This window comes from Stutzerimonas stutzeri (assembly GCF_024448955.1).
Classification (GTDB): domain Bacteria; phylum Pseudomonadota; class Gammaproteobacteria; order Pseudomonadales; family Pseudomonadaceae; genus Stutzerimonas; species Stutzerimonas stutzeri_AQ.
On record NZ_JAMOIH010000008.1, the window covers coordinates 37,398 to 63,374 of the forward strand.

Genomic DNA, 25,977 nt, shown 5'->3' on the forward strand with positions numbered 1-25,977 from the left:
AAAGCCAAGCGTGGCAACGAAAACATCACCATCGCGGCGCAGCGAAGGCGGCTCCGGCCTTTGCTACAATCGGCGCCCGTTTTGCCAGCGTCATGAGGGACTTTCCAGATGAGCGAACCCATCCGCCTTACTCAGTACAGCCATGGTGCCGGCTGCGGCTGCAAGATTTCGCCCAAGGTGCTGGATGTGATCCTTGCCGGCAGTGGCGCGCAGAATCTCGATCCGCGCCTGTGGGTGGGCAATGCCTCGCGTGATGATGCCGCGGTGTACGGCATCGACGAAGAGCGCGGTGTGGTGTCGACCACCGATTTTTTCATGCCCATCGTCGATGATCCGTTCGACTTCGGCCGCATTGCCGCCACCAATGCCATCAGCGACATCTATGCCATGGGTGGTGATCCCTTGATGGCCATTGCGATTCTCGGCTGGCCGGTCAACCTGCTTCCGCCGGAAGTGGCCCGCGAAGTGATCGCCGGAGGGCGAGCAGTCTGTGATGCGGCCGGAATTCCGCTGGCTGGCGGCCATTCGATCGACGCGCCCGAGCCGATCTTCGGCCTGGCGGTTACCGGTCTGGTGAACAAAACCCAGATGAAGCGCAACGATACGGCGTCGGTCGGGTGCAAGCTTTATCTGACCAAGCCGCTGGGCATCGGCATCTTCACCACTGCGGAAAAGAAGGCCAAGCTGCGCGATGAAGACGTCGGCAGGGCGCGTGACCTGATGTGCACGCTCAACAGGCCAGGCAGCCGCTTCGGCAAGCTCGCGGGCGTTCGCGCCATGACTGACGTCACCGGTTTCGGCCTGCTAGGGCATCTGGTGGAAATGGCCGATGGTAGCGGCGTCACCGCACGCATCGATTACGCCCGCGTACCGCGTCTGGAGGGCGTCGAGTATTATCTGGAGCAGGGCTGCGTTCCCGGTGGCACCGGGCGCAACTTCGAAAGTTATGGCGACCGCATCGCCACGCTCGATGAAGCGCACAAGCAACTGCTCTGCGACCCTCAAACCAGTGGTGGGCTGCTAGTGGCGGTGGCGCCCGAAGGCGAGGCGGAATTTCTCACGGTGGCGGCCGAGCTCGGTCTGGCATTGGAACCGATCGGCGAGTTGGTCGATGCCGGCGCCTTTGCGGTCGAGGTTTGTTGATGCGCAGCGATACCAACAACTTTCGTGAACTGTTTCTCAACGATGTTCCGATGATGGATGCCCGTGCGCCCGTGGAGTTTGCCAAGGGTGCTTTCCCGGGCGTGGTCAATTTGCCGCTGATGGACGACGTCGAGCGGCAGAAGGTCGGCACCTGCTACAAGCAACACGGCCAGCAGGCGGCGCTCGAACTCGGTCACCGCCTGGTCAGTGGGACGATCAAGGCCGAGCGCATCCAGGCGTGGGCCGACTTCGCACGTAACAATCCGCAGGGCTACATCTACTGTTTCCGTGGCGGGCTGCGTTCGCAATTGGTCCAGCAATGGCTCAAGACCGAGGCGGGAATCGACTATCCGCGTGTGACCGGCGGCTACAAGGCGATGCGCCACTTTCTGCTCGATACGCTTGAGCACGCGGCGGCGCACGACGACTTCGTGCTGGTGGGTGGCATGACCGGCACCGGCAAGACCGAAGTGCTGGCACGCCTGGAACACAGCGTCGACCTGGAAAACATCGCCAATCACCGAGGCTCGAGTTTCGGCAAGCGCGCCACGCCGCAACCGGCGCAGATCGATTTCGAGAACGCCTTGGCGATTCGCTTGCTGAAGCTGCAGCACGCCGGTGTCAGGCAGTTCGTACTCGAAGACGAGGCGCGGCTGGTAGGGCGCTGCTCGATCCCCTTGCCGCTGTTCCAAGGCATGCAGCGTTATCCTCTGGTGTGGCTGGAAGACAGTATCGAGGGGCGGGTCGAGCGAATCCTCAAGGACTACGTGATCGATCTCTGCGCCGAATTCATCGCTGAGGAAGGCGAGGAAGGCTTCACAGCATTCGCCGAGCGTTTACGGCAAAGTCTGGTCAATATCAGTAAGCGGCTCGGGGGCGAGAGCTACAAGCAACTGGCTGAGATTATGGCGCAGGCGCTTGCCGAGCAGGCCGCTACCGGCTCGGTCGATTTGCATCGCGGCTGGATCGAGGCATTGCTAACGCAATATTACGATCCCATGTATGCCTACCAGCGCGAGAGCAAGGCTTCCCGAATCGAGTTTGCGGGCGAGCAGGACGCCGTGGTCGAGTTCCTGCGCGAACGCGCCGCAGATAAGCACAATGGAGAGATGCAACGATGAAAAATCTGATCTGTTTGACCGTACTGGCGCTGGCCCTGACAGGCTGCGCCGCGAAAACCGCCTATCGAGATAACTGTGCCTCTCAGCTGAACGCTGCCTGGGAAGAGCAGAGCCTAGCGGAAGCGGAAGGTTTCGCCGGCACCGTGAGCTATTCCAAAGCAATGGCGCTGCTGACTGGCGCCAAGACCCAGCAGCAATTCGAGGCGTTCCAGGGCTGCGTTGAAAAGGCCAAGAAGGCTCGTTTCTACTTGCGTGAGTCGCGCGCGGGACGTTAGTGCCGTTACCGTCTCGCTGGAAGAAAGTCGTAGGGCCGAACGTGTTCGGCCCTACGAGGAAGCTTATGCTTCGGAGCCGAGTGGTCCGTTCGATCCATCTTCGTTAACGCCGGCCTTCGATCACAACCTGGAACCTCGTCACAACAGGTTTCCTGCGCCTTTGCCTGAGGCTCCCGGTGTCAGTAGCATCGCTGGACGAACTGAAGGAGAGCGGCATGCGCACGAGATTGGACGTCTGTCTGCGAGCGGTGAATGAGGTACTGCTCGGCAAGCAATCACAGGTGCGGTTGGCCATGGCCTGTCTGCTGGCGAGAGGGCATCTGCTGATTGAGGATCTGCCAGGCATGGGCAAGACGACCCTCAGCCACGCTCTCGCCAAGGTAATGGGGCTGGAGTTCCAGCGGATTCAGTTCACCTCGGACCTGCTACCAGGCGACATCCTCGGCACCTCAGTATTCGACAAGGACAGCGGCCAATTTGCGTTTCATCCGGGGCCGATCTTCTCCGAGCTGATCCTGGCGGACGAAATCAACCGGGCCACTCCAAAAAGCCAGAGCGCATTGCTCGAAGCCATGGAAGAAGGGCAGGTAACTATCGAGGGCGCCACGCGGCCTTTGCCCGATCCTTTCTTCGTCGTCGCTACGCAGAACCCGGTCAGTTCTGGCGGTACGTTCTCTTTGCCCGAATCGCAGCTGGATCGCTTCCTCATGCGGTTGTCGCTGGGTTATCCGGCTAAAGCCGCAGAAAAGGCATTGTTATTGGGCGATTCGCGCCGCGATCTGCTCGTTCGGCTGGAGCCTCTGCTCGACCGCACTGCGTTGGTGGAGATTCAGAGTGCAGTGGCGCAGGTTCGGGTCAGCGATGCATTGGTCGATTACGTTCTGCGATTGGTCGAGGCCACCCGTACGCAGCCACAGTTCGCCTGGGGCTTGTCGCCGCGCGGCAGTCTCGCGATGCTGGCCGCGGCACGCGCCTGGGCCTTTCTCGATGGTCGCGACTACGCCATACCTGAAGATGTGCAAGCCGTGCTGCCGTCCGTCGTCGGCCATCGTCTGCGTGAGCGCGCCGATGCCACCGGCCACGGCGGCGGCGCGCTGGTGCAGTGGCTGTTGCGCGAAGTGCCGGCGCTCTGATGGGCAATCGCAGCAATTGCGCAAAGGATCAACATGCGACTACTACCGCGGCTACGTGATCGCTGGCTGTTGAAGCGCATTCCGCCGGGCCCGAGCATGCGCCTCGACCAGCGGCGAATATTCATCATGCCGACGCCGGTGGGGATAACCTTTCTGATTGCGTTGCTGCTGATGCTGGTAGCGGCGATCAATTATCAGAACAGCCTCGCCTATGCGCTGACGTTCCTGCTCGGCTCGGTCTACATGGTCGCGATCCTGCATACCTGGCGCAATCTGGCCGGGCTCACGCTGCATGCTGGCGGCTCGCAGGCCGTTTTTCTCGGTGAACAGGCGCGCCTGCAGGTCAGGCTGGAAAGTCGTGGGCGTCTCTATCAGGCGGTCGCGCTGGGATGGCCGAAAAGCGGTCTGCAAGTGGTCGACGTGCCGGCGGGCGGAACTTGCGAGGTCGACTTGAACCTGACGACCGAACGCCGTGGCTGGCTGCGTCCCGGGCGCCTGCGTGTCGAGAGTCGCTTTCCACTGGGCATCCTGGTGGCATGGAGCTGGGTCGATCTGCAGCTGGCCGCGCTGGTGTATCCGCGCCCTGCTGCAGGCAAATTGCCGGAAACTGGCGGGGCGGCCGAAGAGGAGCGCGAGGGCGTCCGCGCATCGGGCCCCGGTATCGACGACTACCAAGGGCTCAAACCCTGGCAGCCGGGCGACTCGCGGCGACGTCTCAACTGGAAGGCCTACTCTCGCGGGCAGGGCTTGCTAGTCAAGGATTTCACTGCCTTGCTCGGGGAGGAGCCGTTACTCGATCTGGATGCGCTCGACGGTGATATCGAGGCACGGCTGTCGCTGCTCTGCCATTGGGTCGTCGAGTTGTCGGCACGTCAGCAACCCTTCGCCTTGCGCATCGCTGCGACAACCATCGGCCCGGACGCCGGCGTCGATCACCGCAACCATTGCCTGCGCGAGCTGGCGCTGTTCGGCCTGGAGCGGGAGGGCCGCCGATGAGCAGGCTCCAGACGATTCCACGAAACGGGCTGATCTGGCTGCTGGTCGCTCAGGTGCTGGTGATCCTGCCGCATCTCGGTCATCTGCCGTTGTGGATCATCGGCCTCTGGCTGGCCTGCGCCAGTTGGCGAGTGCAAATATTCCGTATGCGCGCTCGTTACCCGCGAGGCTGGATAAAAGCGCTGATGATGATCGGCGTGGGCGGCGGTGTGTACCTTTCTCGCGGCGGCCTGATCGGGCTCGACGCTGGCGTCGTGCTGCTGATCGCCGCGTTCATACTCAAGCTGTTAGAAATGCGCAGCCGGCGCGATGCCTGGGTGCTGATCTTCCTCGGGTTCTTTGCCGTGACCACGAGTTACCTGTTCAACGACAGCCTGCCGGCCGGGCTCTACAGCCTGCTGCCGGTCACCGCGCTGCTGGCTGCGATGATCGGCCTGCAGCAGAGCAGTACCGATACTCACCCCTGGCCGACGCTGCGTCTGGCAGGGTCGCTGCTGTTGCAAGCCGTACCGCTGATGCTTGTGCTGTTCGTGCTGTTCCCACGCATGGGGCCGCTTTGGTCGTTGCCGCAGCCCAATGATCGTGGTGTGACCGGGCTTTCCGACAGCATGTCGCCAGGTGATATTGCCGAGCTGAGCCGGTCCGCCGAGCTGGCATTCCGGGCCAGCTTCGAAGGTCCGATTCCAGAGCGGGACCAGCTGTACTGGCGGGCCGTCACCTTCGAGCGCTTCGATGGCCGGCGCTGGTCCCAGTCGCTCGCGTCGCAGTTTTCGCCGGCGCCTGAGTGGACGCCCGACGGCACTGCGGTGAGTTACACCGTCGTCATGCAGCCCAGTGGCCGATCATGGCTCTACGCGCTGGACGTGGCCCAGGTCGATGCTGGCAACGTTCAACTGATGGCCGATTTCCACCTGCAGCGCCCGCGCCCGATCCATCAGGCTTTGCTTTATCAGGCGACCTCATGGCCCGAGTCGTTGCGCGAACCCGCCGCCGAGCCCGCCACGCTGGAGCGCGCCTTACAGCTTCCCGCGCAAGGCAATCCGCGCAGTCGTGCTTGGGCCGCGGCGTTGCGCCGTGAGCATTCGGACCCCGAAGCCGTCGTGCAGGCGCTCCTTCAGCATTTCAATCGACAGCCTTACCATTACACGTTGCAGCCTTCATCGGTCGGCGCCGATATCGTCGACGGCTTTCTGTTCGATACGCTGAATGGCTTTTGCATTCACTATGCCGGCGCGATGACCTTCGTCCTGCGCGCCGCTGGCATACCGGCCCGGGTCGTGGCGGGTTATCAGGGCGGCGAAATCAACCCGTCGGGCAATTACCTGTCGGTTCGTCAGCTCGACGCCCACGCCTGGGTCGAATACTGGAGTGCGGATCGTGGCTGGATTGCGGTCGATCCGACGTTCCAGGTAGCGCCCGAGCGCATCGAGCTGGGGCTGGAGCAAGCGCTCTCCGAGGAAGACGCGCTTCTCGATGATTCCCCGCTGGCGCTGCGGCGCTATCGTGACATCGGCTGGCTGAACCAGCTGCGATTCGGCTGGGACAGCCTCAACTATGGCTGGCAGCGTTGGGTGCTCGGCTATCAGGGCGAGCGCCAGCTAGACGTTCTGAAAGGTCTGTTCGGCAAACTCGACGAACGCAAGCTCGGGCTGCTGTCGGTCATCACTACCGCTGTGTTGATGATCATCCTGGCCTTGATGCTGCTGAAACCCTGGCGGCGTGAGCGCGACCCGCAGCTGCGCCTGTTCCGCCGCTTCGAACGGCTGCTGGCTCGTCAGGGCGTCGAGCGGCAGGCGGGCGAGGGGGCGCGGGATTTCGCCGAGCGTGCGGCAAGTCAGCTTCCGGTAGCCGCCGATTCGATCCTCGATTTTTCTCGGCTCTATGAGATGGCTCGTTATGCCGGCCGTCCGGCTGACAGAGGCGCGATGAAAGCGGCCCTTGCAAAGGTGAGACGTCAGCTCCCGTGGCGCTCCGGTATCGGCAGAAACAGAAGAACAGCCTCGCCCGAACGATAGTGATGCGCGATGGTGCGTTATCACCGAATGCCATGCCGTTACTCGCGTGTCGGCGATAAGATGACCGACTGATAAGAACAAGCCGAGGTGGGCATGACCCTTTCCGAATTGATACAAGCCGTGCGTGAAAACCCGAACAACATCATCGTACCCGCCACATGGGGGCAGGGTCGTGCGGGCTTTGGCGGGCTGGTTGCAGCGCTGGTCTATGAGGCTATGCAGGCGCAGGTGCCGGAAGGCCGGCCGGTACGCTCGCTGGCCATCACCTTCGTCGGCCCGTTGATGGTCGATGCCCCGGTGAGCTTCGAGGCTGAAGTGCTGCGCGAGGGTAAGGCTGTCAGTCAGGTTCTTGGGCGGGCTGTGCAGGACGGCCAGGTAGTGACCATCATCCAGGGGAGTTTCGGTGCGGCGCGGGCATCGGCCATCCATGTCCCGGCGGAACCGGCTCCAGCGATGCCGCCGGTGGATGAGTGTGTGGAGCTGCCTTTCGTTCCGGGTGTGGCACCGGAGTTCACCCGTTATCTGGCGATGCGCTGGGGCATCGGCGGGTTGCCGTTCAGTGGCAATCCTTCACGCGAGATGGGCGGCTGGGTGCGGCTGCGCGGTGAGGTCGAACGCGAACCTGTAACCGTCGCGCAACTGCTGGCATTGGTGGACGCCTGGCCGCCAGCGCCACTGTCGCATTTGAAGCGCTTCGCACCTGGCAGTTCGCTGACCTGGACCATCGAGTTCATCCAGCCGGTACCGCAGTTCGACACCCACGAATGGTGTCGCTATCGCGCGGTGATCGAGCATGCCCAGGATGGTTACGGTCATTGTGCCGCGGCACTCTGGACAGCCGAGGGTGAACTGGTGGCGCTAAGTCGCCAGACGGTAACGGTATTTGGCTGACACGCTTCTAGGCGGTCAGGCTCGAGCCGTCTAGGGCGTTATTGAGAGCTGTCAGCTGGCGGCCCATTACCGGCGCAAGGTCGAGCTGATCTTGCGCCGGCGAGGATTTATCACAGCTTGAATTGCTGAATCGCCTTGCTCAGCTCTCCGGAGAGAGCCGCCAGCTCTGAACTGGTAGTAGCCGACGCGGCGGTCTGTGTGACGGTCTGTTCGGTGACGTCACGAATGCCGGTCACCGAACGATTGAGCTCTTCTGCCACCTCGCTCTGCTGTTCGGCCGCGTCCGCGATCTGCGTGTTGCTCTCACGCATCTGCGCCACTGCTGCGGTGATCGCTTCCAGCGCCAGTCCCGCCTCACGGGCTTCGGCCACGCAATCATCGGCCTTCAACGAGCTTTCCTGCATGAATTCCACCGCATCGCGGGTCATGGCCTGCAGCCCGGCAATCATCTGGGTGATTTCGTCAGTCGAGACTTGTACGCGTTTGGCCAGATTGCGCACTTCATCGGCGACCACCGCGAAGCCGCGGCCCATCTCGCCGGCACGAGCCGCTTCGATGGCGGCATTCAGCGCGAGCAGGTTGGTCTGCTCGGCGATGCTGTGAATGACGCTGACGACACCGTTGATCTTCTGACTGTCGGCGGCAAGCTGGCCAATCGTCTCGGCCGTCTGCTGCACGCCTTGGGACAGGCTGGAAATGGAGCGTTCGACGCGGGTCACGACACTGTGCCCGTCGCCTGCGAGGCGGTCGGCATGCTGGGATTGGTCCCGTGTTTCCCGCGCGTGATCGGCGATGTGGTGGACGGTCGCGGTCATTTCGTTGATCGCGGTAGCCGCCTGATCGGTTTCGCTCTTCTGGCCAAGCATGCCTTGGCGAACATCGCTCATGCTAGAAGCCAGGCGACTGGCCCCTTCGTCCAAACGTGTCGCAGCCTGGGTCACGGTACCGACGATGCGCTGGTAGCCGGCCTGCATGGCATTGAACGCGGCGGCCATCTGTCCGACTTCATCGCGGCTATCCAGCGGTACTCGCACGGCAAGATCACCGCTGCGCTCCACATGCAGCATGACGTCTTTCAAGGTGTTGAGATGGCTGAGGAGGAAGCGAATCATCACCTGCGAAGCCGCCAGCAACGCCAACATCAGCACAGCGACCGCCAGCGCGTAGCTGAAGAAGTGCTCCTTCAGCAGCTGCAAGACGCTGGGTGTGCGAGCCAGAACCGCAAGGTTTTCGCCGCCTGGCCTGGCAATCAGCTGCGCGCCAATGACCGGGGTGGTCGCGAAAAAGCGGTCGTGATCGATGTCCATCCAGCCCTGGCGCGGTGCGGAGCTTTGGCCTTCGATGACTACCGGCTGACCTGCCGCAAACACCAACACATCGGGGTGCCGCGCAAGCGCGCCTTCCTGCGGCCAACTCTGCAGCACGCTGGCCATTTCTTGGGCGCTGGTCTGCGCATCCTGGCTGCGTGCCCCCTGCTCGAGCTGTAACGCGAACAGCACCAGCAGCAGGGTGGTGACGAAGGTCACCATATTCAGGGCCCAGAATTTGTACTTCAGGGAAAGATCGCGAATCCAAAGAACCATGAGCGCGCTTCATATGTAGTGGCAGGAGGTGTTTGCAGAACGTTGAGAACCAGTTCTTATAACGGCAGGACAACGTCTGGCTTTAGGGCTGTATAGCCTCAGCCAGACGCGAAATACCAAAAAACGTCTGGGCGCACGCGGTACTGGAGGCAGCCAGTTCCTCTTCGCTTACGCGGCGATGGCGGGCGACCTCACGCAAAACCTCCGGCAGAAAGGCGGGTTCATTCTGACCACCCTTGGGTTTGGGGCGCAGCGTACGGGGCAGCAGGTAGGGCGCATCGCTTTCGAGCATCAGTCGTGCTGCAGGAACCTCGCGAACCAGTGGATGCAAGTGGGTGCCGCGACGCTCGTCGCAGATCCAGCCGGTGATGCCGATGTGCAGGTCGAGATCCAGATAGGCATAAAGGGCACGTTTCTCCCCGGTGAAGCAATGCACGACCGCGGCGCTGAGCTGATCGCGAAAAGGTCGCAGGATCTCTACCAGGCGCTGATCGGCGTCGCGCTCATGAAGAAACACCGGCAGCCCGGTCTCCACCGCCAGCTGCAGATGCTCTTCCAAAACCCGCTCCTGTTGAGCGCGAGGGGAGAAGTCGCGGTTGAAATCCAGACCGCACTCACCGACTGCCCGAACCTCCGGCTCGGCGAGTAAACCTTTCAGTTGGTTGGCGGTTTCCGCGGTCCACTGGTTCGCATCATGAGGATGAATGCCCGCCGTGCAAAACAAGCGTTGTCGGCTTTCATCCAGCTCGCGGCAGAGTGCCAAAGCCGCTTCGCTCTCTTCGATGCTGGTGCCCGTCAGTATCAGCTGTGCGACGCCGGCCGCGTAGGCGCGATCCAGGATGGCGCGTGGGTCACGGGATAGGCTCGGGTGGGTCAGGTTGACACCGATGTCGACAAGTTGCATGAAACTGTCTCGCTTATAAGATGAAAATATAACGTTACGTATCAATAGATTAGATTCGTTATCTAATGCTAGTTGAAAGCTATCGCTGGCGGCTCAGCAACGCCTGTGAGAACCTTCGCCACCTCTCAGCAGGGGGTGGCCCATCCCTGCTTTAGTTCCGTTCGAGCGCATAAGCCTAAATGATCCGTCTATTGTCCCTGCTGTGTCTGCTGATGCTTGCATCCTGGCCAGCCGCTGCGCGCGTGGTTGGCCCGCAGGCATGGCAACCGACGGAGACGGTACGCGATCTGGCCGAGATTCGCCGCAGCGGGACGTTGCGGGTGCTGGTCAATCAGAGCCGCAACAGCTCGGGCGAGGTCAAGGGCGAAGCCATCGGTGTCGAATATGTGCGTCTGCGTGCATTCGAGCAGTTTCTCAATCGCGGTTCGAAGGGCTCGTCGATCACCCTGGAAATCATTCCGAAAGCCAAAGACCAATTGCTTGGCGCTCTGCAAAGAGGCGAGGGTGATCTAGTCGCACCCGGAGAGCTCCTCGATCTTGGCGCGCTGCGCAGGGTAAGTCGCAGTCGGGCTGTTGTCGACGAGGTTCCGATGGTGCTGGTAGGTCGACAAGGCGGCCATCGCTATAAAAGCTTCGAGCAGTTGTCGGGGCGGAGTTTGGCATTGCCGGCGGGCAGCGCTGCAAGCGCTGCGCTGGAAAGTATCAACCAGACGTTGATGCAGGCCGGGCGCGCGCCGATTGCGGTCGAGTGGGTCGACCCAACGCTTGCCGTGGAAGATGTGCTGGAGATGGTGCAGGCGGGCGTTTATCCAGCGACCGTGGTCGAACAGACCATCGCCGAACGCTGGGCGAAGGTGCTGCCGAAACTGCGTATCGAATCGCAGCTGGTGCTGGGCAAGCGCTCCGACATGCACTGGTTCATGCGAAAGGAGGCGAGCACGTTGCGCGCGAACGTCGACCGCTTTCTCAAGGGCTACAGTGCGCCGGATAATCAGGACGCCGCTTTCGTTCGGGTCTATCGACGCCTTTATCGGGTGCAGTATCCACTTGATCGCGTCGGGCGACAGCGCCTGGAGAAGGTGCGTCCGACGTTGCAGCGGCATGCTCAGCAGCAGGATATGGATTGGCTCAATCTGGCTGCACTCGCGTTCAAGGAGTCGACTCTCAACCCGGCGGCCCGTGGCGCTTCGGGTGCCACCGGACTCATGCAGGTAACCCCGGCCACTGCCCGCAGCATGGGCGTCAGCGATATCGGCAAGCTGGACAACAATGTACTGGCCAGCGCGAAGTATCTGGCCAACATACGACGCGAATTTTTCGCCAGTCCCAAGCTCAACGAGCGCGAACGCATGGCGTTCATCCTGGCTGCCTACAACATGGGGCCTCAGCGGGTGCAAAGCATGCGGGCCGAGGCCCGCCGCCGCGGGCTGAACCCGGACCAATGGTTTTTTCAGGTCGAACGGATTGCCATGGAAACCATGGGAATGGGCGTCGTCAGCTATGTCAACGCGGTGAACAAGTATTACCTGGCTTACACACGCGAACGCTATCTGCTCGAAGGTGGACCGCAAAGCGCCGCGGCCAACTGACCGCTAGTCACTTCGCTGTACAAGCAACCGTTCAACGACCTGCAGCCGCTGACGCTCGTTTTCATCGAAGCGCTCCGCTGCCATGCGTGCGATCGCGGTGCGCTTTTCCGCTTCGCCAAGGCCGCGGCTGTTTTCTATGCGAGCTTTGTCTTCGCGATAGGCTGCCACTCGTTCTTGCCATTGATTTCTTTTGAGATCGAGCTTTTCCAGGCGCTCGGTTGCGGCATTGCCCACCACCTGCTGGCGCAGCCGACGCAGCTCCCTTGCGGTGGCGCCACTGGCTTGCAAGGCTTGTGTCTGTTCGCGTAGCTCCGTCTGTAGCTGCGGCACGAGCGTAACCAGCAGATCGGCTGGTAAGCCGTCTCGCAGGCGATCGATGGCGGCTCCCTTCGCTGCGGCATCGAGCGCTGGGTCATGACGAATCGCCAGCCGTTCCAGCGTAAAACTATCGAGGGCTTCGTCCAGCCCAAAGAAAGCCTGATGGGCCTCGCTGTCGAATATCCCGGCGCGCAGCTGCCGAACCGCATTCAGCCGTTCTCGCATGGCATTCAGATCGGCCAGTTGCGTATGGTCCTGCTCGAGTATCAGCAGTTGCCGCTTGTAGTCGAGATACTGGCCTAGCAACCGCAGCGCCTGGCCCTCGGCAGGTTGCGGGAGCTGCTCTTCGACATAACGACGCAGGCGAGAAACGCTGGCGTCTATCGGCTCCTCGCCAATCGATGCCAGGAAATAGTCGAATACACGACGAATATCACCGTCGATGATCAGCTTGCCCATGGCATCGGTTCGAAGTTGGCCGTCCACCGCTGTACCGGCGAAGGAGGCTGGTAGACGGCGGGTTGCCTGGGTCGGCACCGGCGGTACAGCGGGTGGGCGGCTACCTATTTGAGCAGATGTGGATGGTGTGAAAGGCGGTGGCTCGGACGTTTCTTGGGTGGAGGCCGGATTATCCGGATCTCGCCAGTCGATCAGGACGCCGATGGCCACGGTGAGCAGAAACAAGATCGCAAGTTTTTTCATCGAGATGCCTTGTATCGGAGCCGGGGCCGATGGCCCCGGCCGCAGCTCAGAGACCCGCGTTCTTGAGGCGGTTGGCATGCTGACGGTAGACGGTCAACGGATCGGTTTCGAACAAACTGGTCAGCCCGAGAACCTGATTGACCTCATCCAGGTGGTTCATCCGATAGTTGTCGCGGATCACCATGCCGAGGTGAGAGCTGCAGCGTCCGACCAGGCCGTCATTGGGACCATCGAACGCGAGCGAACCGGCGCCCATCATCGCGTCGCTAATATCCAGTGGGTTGGTCACCGGGCTGGTGCCGCTCCAGGAGTAGTAGCGAACACCGTTGACTTTGTGTGCGCCCTCGCCGCATTTACTGGTTGGAATACCCTGCGGATATTTCGCGTTGAAACGCGCGGCGCCCTCGCTATGAAGCGATTCGAGTGTTCCGAGCGAGTTTTGTGGGTGGGTGCTTGGGCTGCCGGAAAGGAAATGAATCAAGCTGCCCATGGTATTGACCAGGCCGGCCACAATGGCTTCGCCACCAGAGCCCTCTGGAATTTTGCGAATCAGATCGGCCACATCCGAACCTTTATGAGGTGCGCCGACGGTAGTGATCGACGCAACCAGATCGGGGCGTACGGCGGCGACGTAGCGCACGGTCGGTCCGCCGTGACTATGGCCGATCAGGTTCACCTTGGATTTGCCGCTGATCGCGACGATCTCCTCGACCTGATCCAGCAACTCTTCGCCGCGAAGTTCCGAGGTGTTGAGCTGGCTGACTTCAGTCACATAGACCTGCGCGCCGTCACGCCGAAGCGCATGTGGAATGCCATACCAATAATCGATCCCCAGAATGCTGTCGAAGCCGAGCATGCCGTGGGAAAGGACGATCGGGTAACGCGTCTGGGTGTAGCCGCTCGAGCCGAACAGGCCTGCATGCACTTGGCTGCTGGCCATGACGGCACCGAGACATAGAGCGATCAGCGTCTTCTTGTTATTCATGGATGCACTCAATCAGTAGGTGAATCGGGCATTGAGCAGTCCCTCGCCATTCACCGCGCGCTGCGCGTACTGCCGCCGAACAAGCGCAGCAATCGTGCCAGTTCCGCAATGATCGAGAGCGTCCGCTCTGGCGTGGCGCACCTAGCGTCGCTGATGTCGTTTAGCTATCGCGATGCACCGATTCGCCTGTTACCGGACGGAACGCTGATGTGAGTAAGAAGGTGATGGTTTGGAAAGTTAAAGGCAATATCGACGCAGTTCTTGAGAGATCGCGACTCATTAGTCACGTATGAACTGCTTGGTCATGGATAGGCGACGGCGATGATGTACCAAAGCTTCGGGCCGGTTGGCGTTTGCACCTGCACCTCGGCATCCAGTGCTTTGCCAACCAATGCGCGGGCCAACGGAGAATCAATGCTGATCAAGCCTTGGCGCAGGTCCAGTTCGTCCGGTCCGACGATGCGATAGCGGGCTTGTTCACCCTCTTCATCTTCTATGGTCACCCAGGCGCCAAAGTACACTTTGTCCGGGTCGCTCGGCTTCTGGCTGACGACCTTGAGTTTTTCCAGTCGTTTGGTGAGAAAGCGCACTCGGCTGTCTATCTCCCTCAGCATTTTCTTGCCGTAGGTATATTCGGCATTTTCGGAGCGGTCGCCCTGTGCCGCCGCTTCGCTAACCGCCTGGGTGACCTGCGGGCGTCTGACATGCCAAAGCTCGTGCAGCTCGGCACGCAACCGTGCCTCCCCCTCGGGCGTGATCAGTGGTGTGCCGGCGGGGCGGGGAGGACGATAGCGGCTCATGGGTTATCCGGTAAGGCAAGAAAGGCACATTCTAAAAGCACTTGTGCTTCGCTGGCTTAGCTTTCGCGAAGCACACTTAGCGGGCTGGCGTTCAATGCTCGGCGCGTGCCTATTACGCCAGCCGAACCGACCAGCAGCGCGCCGATCAATGGCAGCAACAAGAGCCAGGGATGGGGTTCCCAGCGCAAGTCGAAAACGAAGTGGTAGAGCAGGGCGCTGACCAATTCGCAGCCCAATGCCGCAAGCAGGCCGCTGGCGGCGCCGAGCACGCCGAACTCAGCACGCCTGGCTTTGAGCAACAATTTGCGTTCTGCTCCCAGTGCGCGCAAAAGGGCCCCTTGGCGGATGCGCTCGTCCAGGGTCGCCTGCAGCCCAGCGAACAGTACCGCCAGGCCTGCCGCCAGAACGAACATCAGCACGTATTCCACCGCGAGCGAAACCTGCGCCAGGATGCTGCGCAGCTGACTGAGCAAGGCCTCGACTTGCAATATCGTCGCCGACGGGAAATCTCGTGCCAGCTGCACCAGTTCACGGTCCTTGCCTTCGGGCAGATGAAAGCTGGTCATGTAGGTTGCGGGCACGTCCTGCAAGGTGTCTGGTTCGAAGATCATGTAGAAGTTAGGCTGGAAGCTGTCCCAGTTGACCTCGCGCAGGCTGGTCACGCTGACGTCTCGGGTCAGCCCGCCGACCGTGAAGCTGAGTCGGTCGCCTAGCTTCACTTGCAGACTTTCGGCCAACTCGGCTTCGACAGAGACGCCCGGCAGCTCGCTGCGTTTGCCGTCCCACCAGTGGCCTGCGGTCAGATGATTGTCGGATGGGAGCTCAGCCGCCCAGGTCAGGCTCAGGTCCCGGCGAATCGCTCGCTCACCCTGGCTTTCCTTGCTGACCAGCTGGCGCACCGGTTCACCGTTGATCGCGACCAGGCGACCAGGCACCACTGGATACAAGGGTGCGCTGTGATCCGACAGGCTCTCGATACGTTCGGCGAACGCATCGCGGTCAGCCGGCAGGATGTTAAGCACGAAGTGGTTGGGTGCGTCGTCCGGTAGCTGGTCTTGCCAGGTATCGAGCAATTCGCCGCGCAGCAGTGCAATCAGCGCCATGGCCAGCAGGATCAGCCCAAAGGCCAGTGATTGGCCGGCTGCGGCAAGCGGATGGCGAAGCAGCTGTCCAAGACCCAGACGCCATCGCAGCGAGGCGCCCGAAAGGGTGCGGCGCAATCCGCGCAGCGCCAGTAACAGCAGTCCGCCGAGTACGAGAGTGGCCAGCAGGCCGCCACCCAGTAATGCCAGGGTGATCTGCAAGTCCAGGCTCAGGCGCCACATGATCAGCCCGAGAGCTAACACTGCGGCTCCATACACCAGCCAGGAACTAGGCGGGACCGGCAACATGTCACGGCGCAGCACCCGCAGTGGCGGCACGCGGCCTAACGCAGCCAGCGGCGGCAAGGCGAAACCAGCCAGGGCGACCAAGCCGGTGGCGATCCCCGCCAGAGCTGGCCAGAGCGTGGCCGGCGGCACTTCGCTGACTACAAGATCGCGAAGTAGGAAAAACAGACCATGTTGAGCCGCCCACCCCAACAATGCGCCAGCTACGCTGGCAACCAGGCCTAGATAACCCAACTGCAATGTGTAGAGCATCAGCGCCTCGCGCCGGGACAGCCCAAGGCAGCGCAGCAGGGCGCTGGCGTCGAAGCGGCGAGCAGCGAAACGAGCAGCCGACAAGGCTACCGCGACACCGGCAAGCAGCACTGCGGCCAAGCTGGCCAGGTTCAGGTAGCGCTCGGCGCGCCCCAAGGCGCCACCGATCTGGCGATTGCCGTCCTTGGCTGTCTCGATGCGTTGATGCGCTTGCAGCTCAGGTTTAATCGCCTCTTCATAGGCTTTGAGCTGAGTCGCCGAGCCGCGCCAGAGTTCGCGATAACGTACGCGGCTACCAGGCTGCACGACGCCGGTTGCATTCAGATCGTCGAGGTGCATCAAGACGCGAGGGGTCAGGCTGTAGAAATCTCCGACTCGGTCCGGTTCGTAAGTCAGCACCCGAGTCAGCTGCAATGGCTTGTTGCCGACTTCGATGTAGTCGCCGATCTGCAGGTCGAGTGCGGCGAACAGGCGCGCTTCGGCCCAGGCTTCGCCCGGCTGCGGGCCGGGGCCGGCTTGTTCCGGTTGATAAGGCGCGGCTGCGCTGCGCAGTTCGCCGCGCAGTGGGTAATTACTGTCGGCGGCCTTGACGCTAGTCAGTTGCAGGTTGTCATCGGTCGCGACAACGCTGGAAAACTCCACCACACCAGAATGGTCGAGCTGAAGGCGGAGGCCCGCCTCAACCTGGGCTGGCTCGGCGGGTTCGCTGCCTCGCAAGACCAGATCGGCACCCAGAAACTCAGTGGCGCGCAGCAGCATCGCATCGTTCAGGCGTGCGCCGAAATAGCCGATGGCGGTGCTGGCCGCGACTGCAATCAATAGCGCGAAAAACAACACGCGCAGCTCTCCAGCGCGAGCGTCCCGTAACAGTTGGCGCAGCGCCAGGGCAGCCAGTCGGCTGGCGGGCACGCGCTTCATCGGGTCTGCTCGTCGCGAAGTTCGCGACCGCCTTCCAGGCGGAGCAGGTGCTGGCAGCGCTGTGCCAACCGTTCGTCATGGGTGACCAGCACCAGCGTCGTACCGCGCTCTCTATTCAGTTCGAAAAGCAACTCGGTGATGTTCGCGCCGGTATGACTATCCAGATTACCGGTCGGCTCGTCGGCAAACAGTATTTTGGGTTCCGCGGCGAAGGCGCGGGCGACCGCGACACGTTGCTGTTCGCCACCAGACAACTGCCTGGGATAGTGATGCAAACGAGCGCCCAAACCGACTCGTTCGAGCAACTCGGTTGCCTGCGTCAGGGCATCGCGGCGGCCATGCAACTCCAGCGGGAGCATGACGTTTTCCAGTGCATTGAGGCTATCGAGCAGCTGGAACGACTGAAAAACGAAGCCGACATGTTCAGCACGCACCCTGGCGCGCTGATCTTCGTCCAATTCGGCGAGCGAATGATCAACCAGCCGTACCTCGCCCGAACTGGGGAGATCCAGGCCGGCAAGCAGACCGAGCAGGGTCGACTTGCCGGAGCCTGACGTGCCAACAATGGCCAGGCTGTCGCCCTTGTTCAGATTCAGGGAGACATCATCGAGTATCACCAGCTCGCCTTCCGCGCTGGGTACCGCTTTGCTAAGGTTCCGGGCGTAGAGAATGCTGGCGCTCATGGAGATTCCGATGCGAAATTGGCTGAAATGTGGAGTTTTGGTGTTGTTGTGCTGGGCTCAGGGAGCCGTGGCGGGAACGGTGCTGGTGGTCGGGGATAGTATCAGCGCCGCTTTCGGGCTGGAAACCAACCAGGGATGGGTCCATTTACTTCAGCAACGCCTTGACTCGGAGGCGCTGGAACATCAGGTGGTGAACGCCTCGATCAGTGGCGACACCAGCGCTGGCGGGCTTTCCAGGCTGCCGGCATTGCTCGATGAGCATGAGCCGGAAGTGGTGATTCTGGAGCTCGGTGGCAACGATGGGCTGCGTGGTCAATCTCCGGTGCAATTGAAACAGAATCTTGCGGCGATGACCGAGATGTCGCAGCAAGCGGGAGCCAGCGTGCTGCTGTTGGGCATGAGGATGCCACCCAATCTCGGCCAACGATACACGACGGCGTTCGCTCAGGCATTTGACTCGCTTGCTGAGGAAAAAGAGCTGCCTTACGTGCCATTCCTTCTTGAGGGCGTGGGCGGGGTCGAAGGCATGATGCAGTCCGATCGCATCCACCCTACCGCAGGTGCGCAGCAACGGTTGCTGGATAACGTTTGGCCAGTGCTCGAACCCTTGCTTTGAGGTGCGCGCGCGGCTACTGTCGCGGCCCTCGATTGGAGCCTCAGATGCCGCGCCCAGCCTGGACCCTATTTGCCTATCGCCTCATCGTCCCGGACGAGCAGTTCGACCTTTTCGCCTGTCGCGAGAATCGTCTGCATCTGGCGTTGCGTCAGCTCGAATTGAGTGGCCGGGGTGACCGTACGCTCTGTGGCGGTTTTCTGCCTGCGCGACCGCACTGGCAGGATCTCGAGCGCTCTGCTCTCAAGAGTCGCCAGCTCTGTCCGGCATGCCGCGACGCGCTGAGCGCACAGCGCAAAGGCCTCCCGTCTGCTGTTAGTGCCTGGTAGCTCGGCTGCCGCCATCGCTTCGAGTACAATCGCCGGCAACACGATCAATTTTTCCAAGGAACCCCTGATGCTCTCGCGTGCGTCTGTAGTCGCCTCCTGTTTGTCCTTCGCTGCTTTGCTGTTGGCCGGCCGCTCCGCTGCGCTGGAGTTGCCGTTGCCCCCGGAAGGCGAGGACGTGGTTGGGCAGATCCAGGTCATCAAGGCCAAATATGAGGACACCTTCGCGGCGCTGGGCGAGACGCATGATCTGGGCTATCTGGAGCTGGTTGCGGCTAATCCGGGCGTCGATCCATGGCTACCGGGTGAAGGTACCGACATCATCCTGCCGACGCGCTTCATTCTGCCGCCCGGTCCGCGCGAAGGCATCGTGATCAACCTGGCTGAGTATCGGCTGTATTACTACCCGAAGGGCGAAAACGTCGTACACACCTTTCCCCTCGGAATCGGGCGGGAGGGGTGGGGCTCGCCTGTAGGCAATACCCGCATTTCAGCGATGACCAGTAATCCTGCCTGGTATCCGCCGCAGTCGATTCGAGACGAGCACGCCGCCGAGGGCGATCCGCTGCCGAAGGTCGTGCCGCCGGGGCCGGACAACCCGCTTGGCCCGTACAAGATGACGTTGGCCATGCCTGGCTACCTTATCCACGGTTCGAACAAGAAGTTCGGTATCGGCATGCGTGTTAGCCACGGTTGCTTCCGAATGCTCAATCACAACGTGCTGGAGCTGGCCGGACGGGTCAAGGTCGGTACGGCGGTGCGGATCATCGACGAGCCCTACAAGTTCGGCGTGAGCCAAGGCAAGATCTATCTGGAGGCGCATACGCCGCTACAGGACGAAGACAAGCACATGACGCTCATGGATAAGCACGCCGTAGTGGTCAATACATTGCTTAAGCGTGATGAGGCGGCCGGTGTGCTGCAGTTGGACTGGGAAATGGTGCGGGAGATCATTGCAGGTGAAGACGGCCTGCCGATTCAGATTGCCGAGCAGGGGCAGGCGCTGGCCAGCCAGGACGACCCGATCTTCTGACAGCGGCCACCGAACCGAGAGGTAATCGGTCCCCCATAAAAAAGCCGACCTGGAGCAGGTCGGCTTTTTTTATCGCCTGAAGCTTACTTGCGGCTGGCGCGTTCCAGCATACGCAGTGCACGCTCATTGGCTTCATCAGCAGTTTGCTGAGCCTTCTGAGCAGCCTGCAGAGCCTCGTCGGCCTTGCTGTACGCTTCGTCAGCACGAGCCTGGGCACGAGCAGCGGCGTCTTCGGTCGCGGTCAGACGGGCTTCGCCTTCCTGAGTCATGCTGTTGCTGCACCCAGTAGCCAGAACTGCGGCGAAAGCCAGAGCAGAAAATTTCAGAACGTTGTTCATCGTGTTCCCCTTAAGGATGAAATCCATGGCAACTTCCGTTATGGAAAGTTGGCGCGCACATACTACCGATTAGTTGCGCTAAGTAAACTGAGGCAAGCAGCGGCTACCACAATTTTTCTGCAAGCTCATTCTTTCACGGCATATGCTAGCCAGATTGGCTGAAAAACAATCAGAGCCAGCGTTGCACTCGTTACATGGACCGGTCGGGATGCTGAAAAGTTGCACTTCGCAGCGCTACGGCAAATGAAAAGCATCAATCGCCCAGACGTAGGGCATCGCCAGCTTTAAGCAATTGAAGCGACGTCTTACATAGCGGTAGCATGCGTCGTCAAACAAACAAGAAAATGGGGAATGTGCGGGCTCCGCATGCACCTCTCAAGTTGAAGGCAGCAAGCCTGCTGAGGAGGCTAGATGACCGACAAGCTAACCATCCACCATGACCGGACGAGCCACCAGTTCGAAACTACCGTGGACGGCTATCGCGCCTACCTGGCTTATGTAGATTTGGGTAAGCAGACCCTGGATATCTACAGGACTTTCGTGCCTGATGCGCTTCGCGGCCGTGGCGTTGCGGCTGTACTGGCGCAGCACGCGCTGGATTACGCCCAGCGTGAAGGCTATACGGTGATTCCATCCTGTTCGTACGTAGAGCGGTATATCGAGCGACAGGGCAACTCAACGGATATTATCGAAAGCGAATAAAAGGAAAACGCCGGCAAGCGGCGTTTTCTCGAACCAGAAATAGCCGTCAGCCGCGGGCGCGCTTGGGCAATACATCCTTCAGCTTTGCATGCATGCCAAGAATGGCTTTCTCGGTGGCTTCCCAATCGATGCAGGCGTCGGTGACGGATACACCGTACTTCAAGTCCGACAGGTCTTTTGGAATAGGCTGATTACCCCAGCCCAAATGGCTTTCCACCATCAATCCGACGATCGAGTTGTTCCCCTCGAGGATCTGATTGGCCACGTTTTCCATGACCAAAGGCTGCAGCGCAGGGTCCTTGTTGGAGTTCGCATGGCTGCAGTCGACCATGATGTTGGGGGTAACGCCAGCCTTGTTCAATTCCTGTTCGCATACCGCCACGCTGACCGAGTCGTAGTTCGGCTTGCCATTGCCCCCGCGCAGAACCACATGCCCGTAGGCGTTGCCCTTGGTGGTCACGATGGATACGCCACCGGACTGGTTGATGCCGAGAAAACGGTGCGGGCTGGAAACGGATTGCAGCGCATTGATGGCGACGGTCAGGCTGCCGTCCGTACCATTTTTGAAACCCACTGCGGAGGATAGACCTGAGGCCATCTCACGGTGTGTCTGGGATTCAGTGGTGCGCGCGCCGATTGCCGACCAGCTGATCAGGTCTTGCAGATATTGCGGTGAGATGGGGTCTAGCGCTTCGGTGGCGGTAGGCAGGCCCATCTCGGCGAGGTCCAGTAGCAGCTTGCGACCGATATGCAGGCCGTCCTGAATTTTGAACGAGTCGTCCATGTACGGATCGTTGATCAGGCCTTTCCAGCCGACGGTGGTGCGTGGTTTCTCGAAGTACACCCGCATGACGAGGAACAGGCTGTCGGACACCTTCTCCGCCAGGATCTTGAGGCGTTCGGCATATTCATGCGCGGCCTTGAGATCATGGATAGAGCAGGGACCGATTACCAGAAACAGGCGGTGGTCTTTGCCGTCTAGGATGTCGCGGACAACCTGGCGCCCGTGTGAAACGGTCTGCAATGCCGTGGCGGTCAGCGGGAGTTCACGCTTCAGTTGCTCCGGCGTGATGAGGGTCACGTTGGATGCAACGTTTAGGTCGTCGATTGGTAGATCAGCCATCTGTCACTCGTCAGGGTCACGTGAGCCGTCCGCCAGCCATCCCGGTGCGGCGGAGCGGAGCGTTGGGGCGCAGCGGGGAGCGGAACCTTATCGCGTATTGCCTCGCCTCGACAATAATCTTGAAGCCGGACTGCACCGCGGTGTGCTCAATGTAGGTTCGCTCCGAAAAGCGGACCGTTCGCGGCGGCTGGGCGCTGCCTTGGGACGCTGATAAGGTGGCGACTGCAAGCGCGCTATTTTTGGCGTCCCACTGAACCGTAGCTGGAGTTCCTGTATGACCGCACCCAACCCTCGAATCGGAATCATCGGTACCGGTGCTATTGGCGGCTTTTATGGCGTGATGCTCGCTCGTGCCGGCTATGACGTGCACTTTCTGCTTCGCAGCGAGTACGAAGCAGTCCTGCAGAACGGGCTACGGATAAACAGCGCGGTGCATGGCTCGTTGCATTTGGATGCGGTGCAGGCCTATCGCAGCACTGCGGATATGCCCAAGTGCGATTGGCTGCTGGTTGGTGCCAAGAGCACCAGTAATCCGGAGCTGACCCCGTTGATCGCGGAGGCGGCGGGAGAGGATGCCAAAGTTGTGGTCTTACAGAACGGTCTGGGGGTCGAGGAGGACCTGCGTCAGGTTCTCCCGAACAACATTCATCTGCTTGGAGGCCTCTGTTTCATCTGCGTGCACCGCTCGGCGTTAGGTGTCGTCGAGCATCAGGCGCTTGGCGGGGTCAACCTTGGCTATCACTCGGGGTCGGCAGCCACCCTGGAGCAACAGCAGGCGCTGGTCGAAGAGGGCGTGGCGATGTTCCGAGCGGCGGGAGTCGATTCCAACGCGGCCGACAATCTGGCTCAGGCACGCTGGCAGAAGTTGGTGTGGAACGTACCGTATAACGGCCTTTCCGTGCTTCTGGATGCCGGCACCGCACCCTTGAGGTCCAATCCGGACAGTCGAGCGCTGGTCAGGTCAATCATGCTCGAAGTCTGTGGAGCTGCCGCGGCTTGTGGTCACCCGCTACCTGAAGTGCTCGTGGATCGGATGATGATGGCCACTGATCATATGCCCAATTATCTGCCGAGCATGTATCACGATCATGCGCACGGGCGCGCGTTGGAGCTCGATTCGATCTATGCCGCTCCGCTGGCCGCAGCTGCGAATGCGGGATTTGTGATGCCCAAGACCGAGGCTCTGTACCAGGCCTTATGCTTTATTGCCGGGCGACCAGGCCGCTAGCCAACGCACTTTGGGTAACCTCAATCGGCTGTCGGACGGGCGTTCGGCGCGGTAGTGGTTTTCCTTCGGGCTGCTAAGCTCAAACGAGACCGCGATATCCTTAAGTGCTCGCGGCTTCGGCGTCTCTGGATGCGATCACGCTGACAGACCGGGCGGCGTATACCCCGGTATGCTCACTGTTCTACGTTGCAGAGGTTGCAGCAAGGTGACGTCGTCTGGATGCTGCGGGCGATACATACGGAAATGACCTAGAATTCCGATTTCTGGCGCAGAAGTTATAAAAAATGGTGGCGTTCAGGCGCCATTGGCATTTTGAGGGATCTCTATGAAGCTTCAGCAACTGCGTTACATCTGGGAGGTGGCGCATCATGACCTCAATGTCTCGGCCACGGCGCAGAGCCTGTTCACCTCTCAACCCGGCATCAGCAAGCAAATTCGGTTGCTTGAAGATGAGCTGGGTGTCGAAGTCTTCGCTCGCAGTGGAAAGCATCTGACCAGAGTCACTCCAGCTGGCGAACGAATCATCACCACGGCCGGCGAAATCCTGCGCAAATGCGAAAGCATCAAACAGATCGCTCAGGAATTCTCCAATGAGAAGCGCGGCACATTGAGTATCGCAACCACTCACACGCAGGCTCGCTATGCCTTGCCTCAAGTGATCCGCACCTTCATCAAACAGTACCCCGACGTTTCCTTGCACATGCATCAAGGCACGCCCATGCAGATTGCCGAAATGGCAGCTGACGGGACTGTGGATTTTGCCATCGCCACCGAAGGTCTGGAGCAGTTCGGCGATCTGGTGATGATGCCGTGCTATCGCTGGAACCGTTGCGTCGTCGTGCCGCAGGGACACCCCCTGACCGAGCTGGACAAGCTCACTCTGGACGCGCTGGCGGAGCATCCGATCGTGACCTACGTATTCGGTTTTACCGGGCGTTCCAAGTTGGACGAGGCATTCAGCCACCGGGGCTTATCGCCCAAGGTAGTGTTCACGGCGGCGGATGCAGACGTTATCAAGACCTATGTTCGGCTGGGATTGGGCGTAGGCATCGTGGCGCGGATGGCGGTCGATGCCAAGCTTGATCCGGATCTGGTGGTGCTCGATGCCAGCGAGCTGTTCGAAGCCAGCGTCACGAAAATTGGCTTCCGCCGCGGTACCTTTCTGCGTGGCTTCATGGCAGATTTCATCGAAACCTTCGCACCGCATCTCGATCGAGAAATGCTCGAGAAAGCCGTGCAATGCCGAAATAAGGTCGAGCTGGACGAATTGTTCCAGAACGTCGAGTTGCCGACCTATTAGGAGCAGCGGCACGCCTCAAGCCAAGGCTGCCGCTTTTAATGGTCTTTATTGCTTCGCGATCAGATTGCCGGCGTGCAGGCCGCATTCTTTCTGCGTGGATTCCTCCCACCACCAGCGACCTTCGCGCTCGTGCTGGTTCGGCAGTACCGGGCGTGTGCAAGGCTCGCAACCGATGCTGATGAATCCACGCTCGTGCAGGCTGTTGTAAGGCACCTCCAGCATGCGGATATAGCCCCAGACTTCCTCGCTGGTCATCTGCGCCAGGGGGTTGAATTTGTACAGCGTGTGTTCAGGCGTTGAAAAAGCACTGTCGACTTCCAGCACCGAAACCTGACTCCGGGTACCGGGACTCTGGTCGCGGCGCTGGCCGGTGGCCCAGGCTCGAACGCCGGACAGTTTGCGCCGAAGCGGCTCGATCTTGCGGATGCCACAGCATTCGCCATGGCCGTCGCGATAGAAACTGAACAATCCCTTTTCGTTGACCATCGGTTGGAGTAGGGCAGGATCGGGCGTCATGATCTCGATCGGAATGCCGTAGTGCTCGCGAACCTGCTCGATGAAGCGATAGGTTTCGCTGTGCAGACGACCGGTATCGAGGCTGAACACTTTTACGTTTTTGTTCAGTTTCCAGGCCATGTCCACCAGCACGACGTCTTCGGCGCCGCTGAACGAAATCCACAGGTCATCTCCGAAGAGGTCGAAGGCGAGCTTGAGAATCTCTTGCGGGGATTTGCCGGCATAGGCCGCGGCCAGCTCGGCTACATCAAATTGGTGAGTCATCAGGCGGCTTCCTTGATTGGCGCTTGGGGCGCTCTGCTGGCCGCGGATGGTAACAAATAGGCTTTATGACGCTAAATAACGTTTGCTGAGGCTCCGCCTAACTTTAGTGAATAAGGCGTCGCGTTGCACCGCTCCGCCCTTGTCGTTAGAGTGCCGCTTCAATTTTTCTGCTTTAAGGAGTGGCCCGTGGAAATAGCCTGTCTTGACCTGGAAGGTGTGCTGGTTCCAGAAATCTGGATCGCCTTTGCCGAGGCCACTGGAATCGAATCCCTCCGGGCGACCACGCGGGACATTCCTGACTATGACGTGCTGATGAAGCAGCGGCTGCGCATCCTCGACGAGCACGGTCTGAAATTGTCGGATATCCAGGCCGTCATCGCGACCCTGAAACCGCTCGATGGCGCCGTCGAGTTCGTCGACTGGCTGCGCGAGCGCTTCCAGGTCGTGATCCTGTCGGACACGTTCTATGAGTTTTCGCAGCCGCTGATGCGTCAGCTGGGCTTCCCGACGCTGCTTTGCCATCGCCTGATCACTGACGAATCAGGGCGTGTCGTAAATTACGAGCTGCGCCAGAAAGACCCCAAGCGGCAGTCCGTGATCGCTCTGAAGAGCCTTTACTACCGCGTTATCGCAGCTGGTGATTCGTACAACGACACCACCATGCTCTCCGAGGCCCACGCCGGCATCCTCTTCCATGCGCCGGACAACGTCATCCGTGAGTTTCCGCAGTTCCCGGCTGTGCATACCTTCGAGGCGCTGAAGCAAGAATTCCTGAAGGCGTCGAACCGAGAGCTATCGCTGTAAGCGCGACGGTTAAAGCGACGAAGCAGGAAGAATC

General features: G+C 60.6%; 25 protein-coding genes. 15 read left to right on the forward strand and 10 right to left on the reverse strand.

The window, feature by feature from the left end; all coding sequences use genetic code 11:
- Nucleotides 1–108: 108 nt before the first annotated feature.
- The 7 genes from selD (at nucleotide 109) to NA645_RS10355 (ending at nucleotide 7,574) form a co-directional block, all read left to right on the forward strand.
- Nucleotides 109–1,143 (forward strand): selenide, water dikinase SelD, encoded by a 1,035-nt coding sequence (selD, locus tag NA645_RS10325; protein WP_256048715.1) that lies wholly within the window; start codon nucleotides 109–111, stop codon nucleotides 1,141–1,143.
- Nucleotides 1,143–2,264: a tRNA 2-selenouridine(34) synthase MnmH gene (gene mnmH / locus NA645_RS10330; protein ID WP_256048716.1), complete on the forward strand. Its 1,122-nt coding sequence runs from the start codon at nucleotides 1,143–1,145 to the stop codon at nucleotides 2,262–2,264. The genes selD and mnmH overlap by 1 nt, the downstream gene beginning before the upstream one ends.
- Nucleotides 2,261–2,539, forward strand: a complete 279-nt coding sequence (locus tag NA645_RS10335; protein ID WP_256048717.1) for a hypothetical protein — start codon at nucleotides 2,261–2,263, stop codon at nucleotides 2,537–2,539. The genes mnmH and NA645_RS10335 overlap by 4 nt, the downstream gene beginning before the upstream one ends.
- 215 nt (nucleotides 2,540–2,754) lie before the next feature.
- Entirely contained in the window at nucleotides 2,755–3,672 is a 918-nt protein-coding gene (locus NA645_RS10340) for an AAA family ATPase (RefSeq protein WP_256048718.1), read from the forward strand.
- A 33-nt stretch (nucleotides 3,673–3,705) separates the two neighbouring features.
- Nucleotides 3,706–4,668, forward strand: coding sequence for a DUF58 domain-containing protein (locus NA645_RS10345; protein WP_256048719.1), 963 nt, complete (start codon nucleotides 3,706–3,708; stop codon nucleotides 4,666–4,668).
- Nucleotides 4,665–6,683, forward strand: a complete 2,019-nt coding sequence (locus NA645_RS10350; protein ID WP_256048720.1) for a transglutaminase TgpA family protein — start codon at nucleotides 4,665–4,667, stop codon at nucleotides 6,681–6,683. Before NA645_RS10345 ends, NA645_RS10350 begins: the two co-directional genes overlap by 4 nt.
- Nucleotides 6,684–6,776: 93 nt before the next feature.
- Entirely contained in the window at nucleotides 6,777–7,574 is a 798-nt protein-coding gene (locus NA645_RS10355) for an acyl-CoA thioesterase (RefSeq protein ID WP_256048721.1), read from the forward strand.
- 110 nt (nucleotides 7,575–7,684) lie between these two features.
- Here NA645_RS10355 and NA645_RS10360 read toward each other — a convergent pair whose 3' ends face one another.
- Entirely contained in the window at nucleotides 7,685–9,157 is a 1,473-nt protein-coding gene (locus NA645_RS10360; RefSeq protein WP_256048722.1) for a methyl-accepting chemotaxis protein, read from the reverse strand.
- Nucleotides 9,158–9,239: 82 nt separating this feature from the next.
- On the reverse strand, nucleotides 9,240–10,061 hold the full coding sequence (locus NA645_RS10365) for a TatD family hydrolase (protein ID WP_256048723.1): 822 nt from the start codon (nucleotides 10,059–10,061) through the stop codon (nucleotides 9,240–9,242).
- Nucleotides 10,062–10,240: 179 nt separating this feature from the next.
- On the opposite strand from NA645_RS10365, the gene NA645_RS10370 reads away from it, so the two are divergent.
- Entirely contained in the window at nucleotides 10,241–11,650 is a 1,410-nt protein-coding gene (locus NA645_RS10370; protein ID WP_256048724.1) for a transglycosylase SLT domain-containing protein, read from the forward strand.
- A 3-nt stretch (nucleotides 11,651–11,653) separates the two neighbouring features.
- On the opposite strand, the gene NA645_RS10375 is transcribed toward NA645_RS10370, so the two are convergent.
- The 5 genes from NA645_RS10375 to NA645_RS10395 form a co-directional block, all read right to left on the reverse strand.
- On the reverse strand, nucleotides 11,654–12,670 hold the full coding sequence (locus NA645_RS10375) for a lipase secretion chaperone (RefSeq protein WP_256048725.1): 1,017 nt from the start codon (nucleotides 12,668–12,670) through the stop codon (nucleotides 11,654–11,656).
- Between the two features lie 46 nt (nucleotides 12,671–12,716).
- Nucleotides 12,717–13,655, reverse strand: coding sequence for a lipase family alpha/beta hydrolase (locus NA645_RS10380; RefSeq protein ID WP_256048726.1), 939 nt, complete (start codon nucleotides 13,653–13,655; stop codon nucleotides 12,717–12,719).
- Between the two features lie 302 nt (nucleotides 13,656–13,957).
- Entirely contained in the window at nucleotides 13,958–14,455 is a 498-nt protein-coding gene (gene greB / locus NA645_RS10385; RefSeq protein WP_256048727.1) for a transcription elongation factor GreB, read from the reverse strand.
- 56 nt (nucleotides 14,456–14,511) lie between these two features.
- Nucleotides 14,512–17,013 carry an ABC transporter permease gene (locus NA645_RS10390; RefSeq protein ID WP_256048728.1) on the reverse strand — a complete coding sequence of 834 codons (2,502 nt, stop codon included), beginning with the start codon at nucleotides 17,011–17,013 and terminating at the stop codon, nucleotides 14,512–14,514.
- Entirely contained in the window at nucleotides 17,010–17,696 is a 687-nt protein-coding gene (locus NA645_RS10395; protein WP_256048729.1) for an ABC transporter ATP-binding protein, read from the reverse strand. Before NA645_RS10395 ends, NA645_RS10390 begins: the two co-directional genes overlap by 4 nt.
- A gap of 10 nt (nucleotides 17,697–17,706) precedes the next feature.
- On the opposite strand from NA645_RS10395, the gene NA645_RS10400 reads away from it, so the two are divergent.
- The 3 genes from NA645_RS10400 (at nucleotide 17,707) to NA645_RS10410 (ending at nucleotide 19,668) form a co-directional block, all read left to right on the forward strand.
- The gene (locus NA645_RS10400; RefSeq protein WP_256048730.1) at nucleotides 17,707–18,312 is read left to right on the forward strand and encodes an arylesterase; all 606 of its coding nucleotides are present in this window, start codon (nucleotides 17,707–17,709) and stop codon (nucleotides 18,310–18,312) included.
- A 44-nt stretch (nucleotides 18,313–18,356) separates the two neighbouring features.
- Nucleotides 18,357–18,638 carry a hypothetical protein gene (locus tag NA645_RS10405; protein ID WP_256048731.1) on the forward strand — a complete coding sequence of 94 codons (282 nt, stop codon included), beginning with the start codon at nucleotides 18,357–18,359 and terminating at the stop codon, nucleotides 18,636–18,638.
- Between the two features lie 67 nt (nucleotides 18,639–18,705).
- Nucleotides 18,706–19,668, forward strand: a complete 963-nt coding sequence (locus NA645_RS10410; RefSeq protein WP_256048732.1) for a L,D-transpeptidase family protein — start codon at nucleotides 18,706–18,708, stop codon at nucleotides 19,666–19,668.
- Nucleotides 19,669–19,751: 83 nt separating this feature from the next.
- Here the strand turns inward: NA645_RS10410 and NA645_RS10415 are convergent, their stop codons facing one another.
- Nucleotides 19,752–20,006 (reverse strand): Lpp/OprI family alanine-zipper lipoprotein, encoded by a 255-nt coding sequence (locus NA645_RS10415; protein ID WP_131648997.1) that lies wholly within the window; start codon nucleotides 20,004–20,006, stop codon nucleotides 19,752–19,754.
- 411 nt (nucleotides 20,007–20,417) lie between these two features.
- Here NA645_RS10415 and NA645_RS10420 point away from each other — a divergent pair, with 411 nt between their 5' ends.
- The gene (locus NA645_RS10420) at nucleotides 20,418–20,708 is read left to right on the forward strand and encodes a GNAT family N-acetyltransferase (RefSeq protein WP_256048733.1); all 291 of its coding nucleotides are present in this window, start codon (nucleotides 20,418–20,420) and stop codon (nucleotides 20,706–20,708) included.
- Nucleotides 20,709–20,754: 46 nt separating this feature from the next.
- Here the strand turns inward: NA645_RS10420 and NA645_RS10425 are convergent, their stop codons facing one another.
- Nucleotides 20,755–21,831 (reverse strand): 3-deoxy-7-phosphoheptulonate synthase, encoded by a 1,077-nt coding sequence (locus tag NA645_RS10425; protein ID WP_256048734.1) that lies wholly within the window; start codon nucleotides 21,829–21,831, stop codon nucleotides 20,755–20,757.
- A gap of 274 nt (nucleotides 21,832–22,105) precedes the next feature.
- On the opposite strand from NA645_RS10425, the gene NA645_RS10430 reads away from it, so the two are divergent.
- Nucleotides 22,106–23,059 (forward strand): putative 2-dehydropantoate 2-reductase, encoded by a 954-nt coding sequence (locus NA645_RS10430; RefSeq protein WP_256048735.1) that lies wholly within the window; start codon nucleotides 22,106–22,108, stop codon nucleotides 23,057–23,059.
- Between the two features lie 325 nt (nucleotides 23,060–23,384).
- A complete protein-coding gene (gene cysB, locus NA645_RS10435) occupies nucleotides 23,385–24,359 on the forward strand; it encodes an HTH-type transcriptional regulator CysB (protein ID WP_131648927.1) in 975 nt (324 codons plus the stop codon).
- A 45-nt stretch (nucleotides 24,360–24,404) separates the two neighbouring features.
- Here the strand turns inward: cysB and NA645_RS10440 are convergent, their stop codons facing one another.
- Complete coding sequence (locus NA645_RS10440) at nucleotides 24,405–25,139, reverse strand: phosphoadenylyl-sulfate reductase (protein WP_256048736.1); 735 nt, start codon at nucleotides 25,137–25,139, stop codon at nucleotides 24,405–24,407.
- Between the two features lie 186 nt (nucleotides 25,140–25,325).
- Here NA645_RS10440 and thrH point away from each other — a divergent pair, with 186 nt between their 5' ends.
- Nucleotides 25,326–25,943: a bifunctional phosphoserine phosphatase/homoserine phosphotransferase ThrH gene (gene thrH / locus NA645_RS10445; protein WP_131648925.1), complete on the forward strand. Its 618-nt coding sequence runs from the start codon at nucleotides 25,326–25,328 to the stop codon at nucleotides 25,941–25,943.
- The last annotated feature ends 34 nt before the right edge of the window (nucleotides 25,944–25,977 follow it).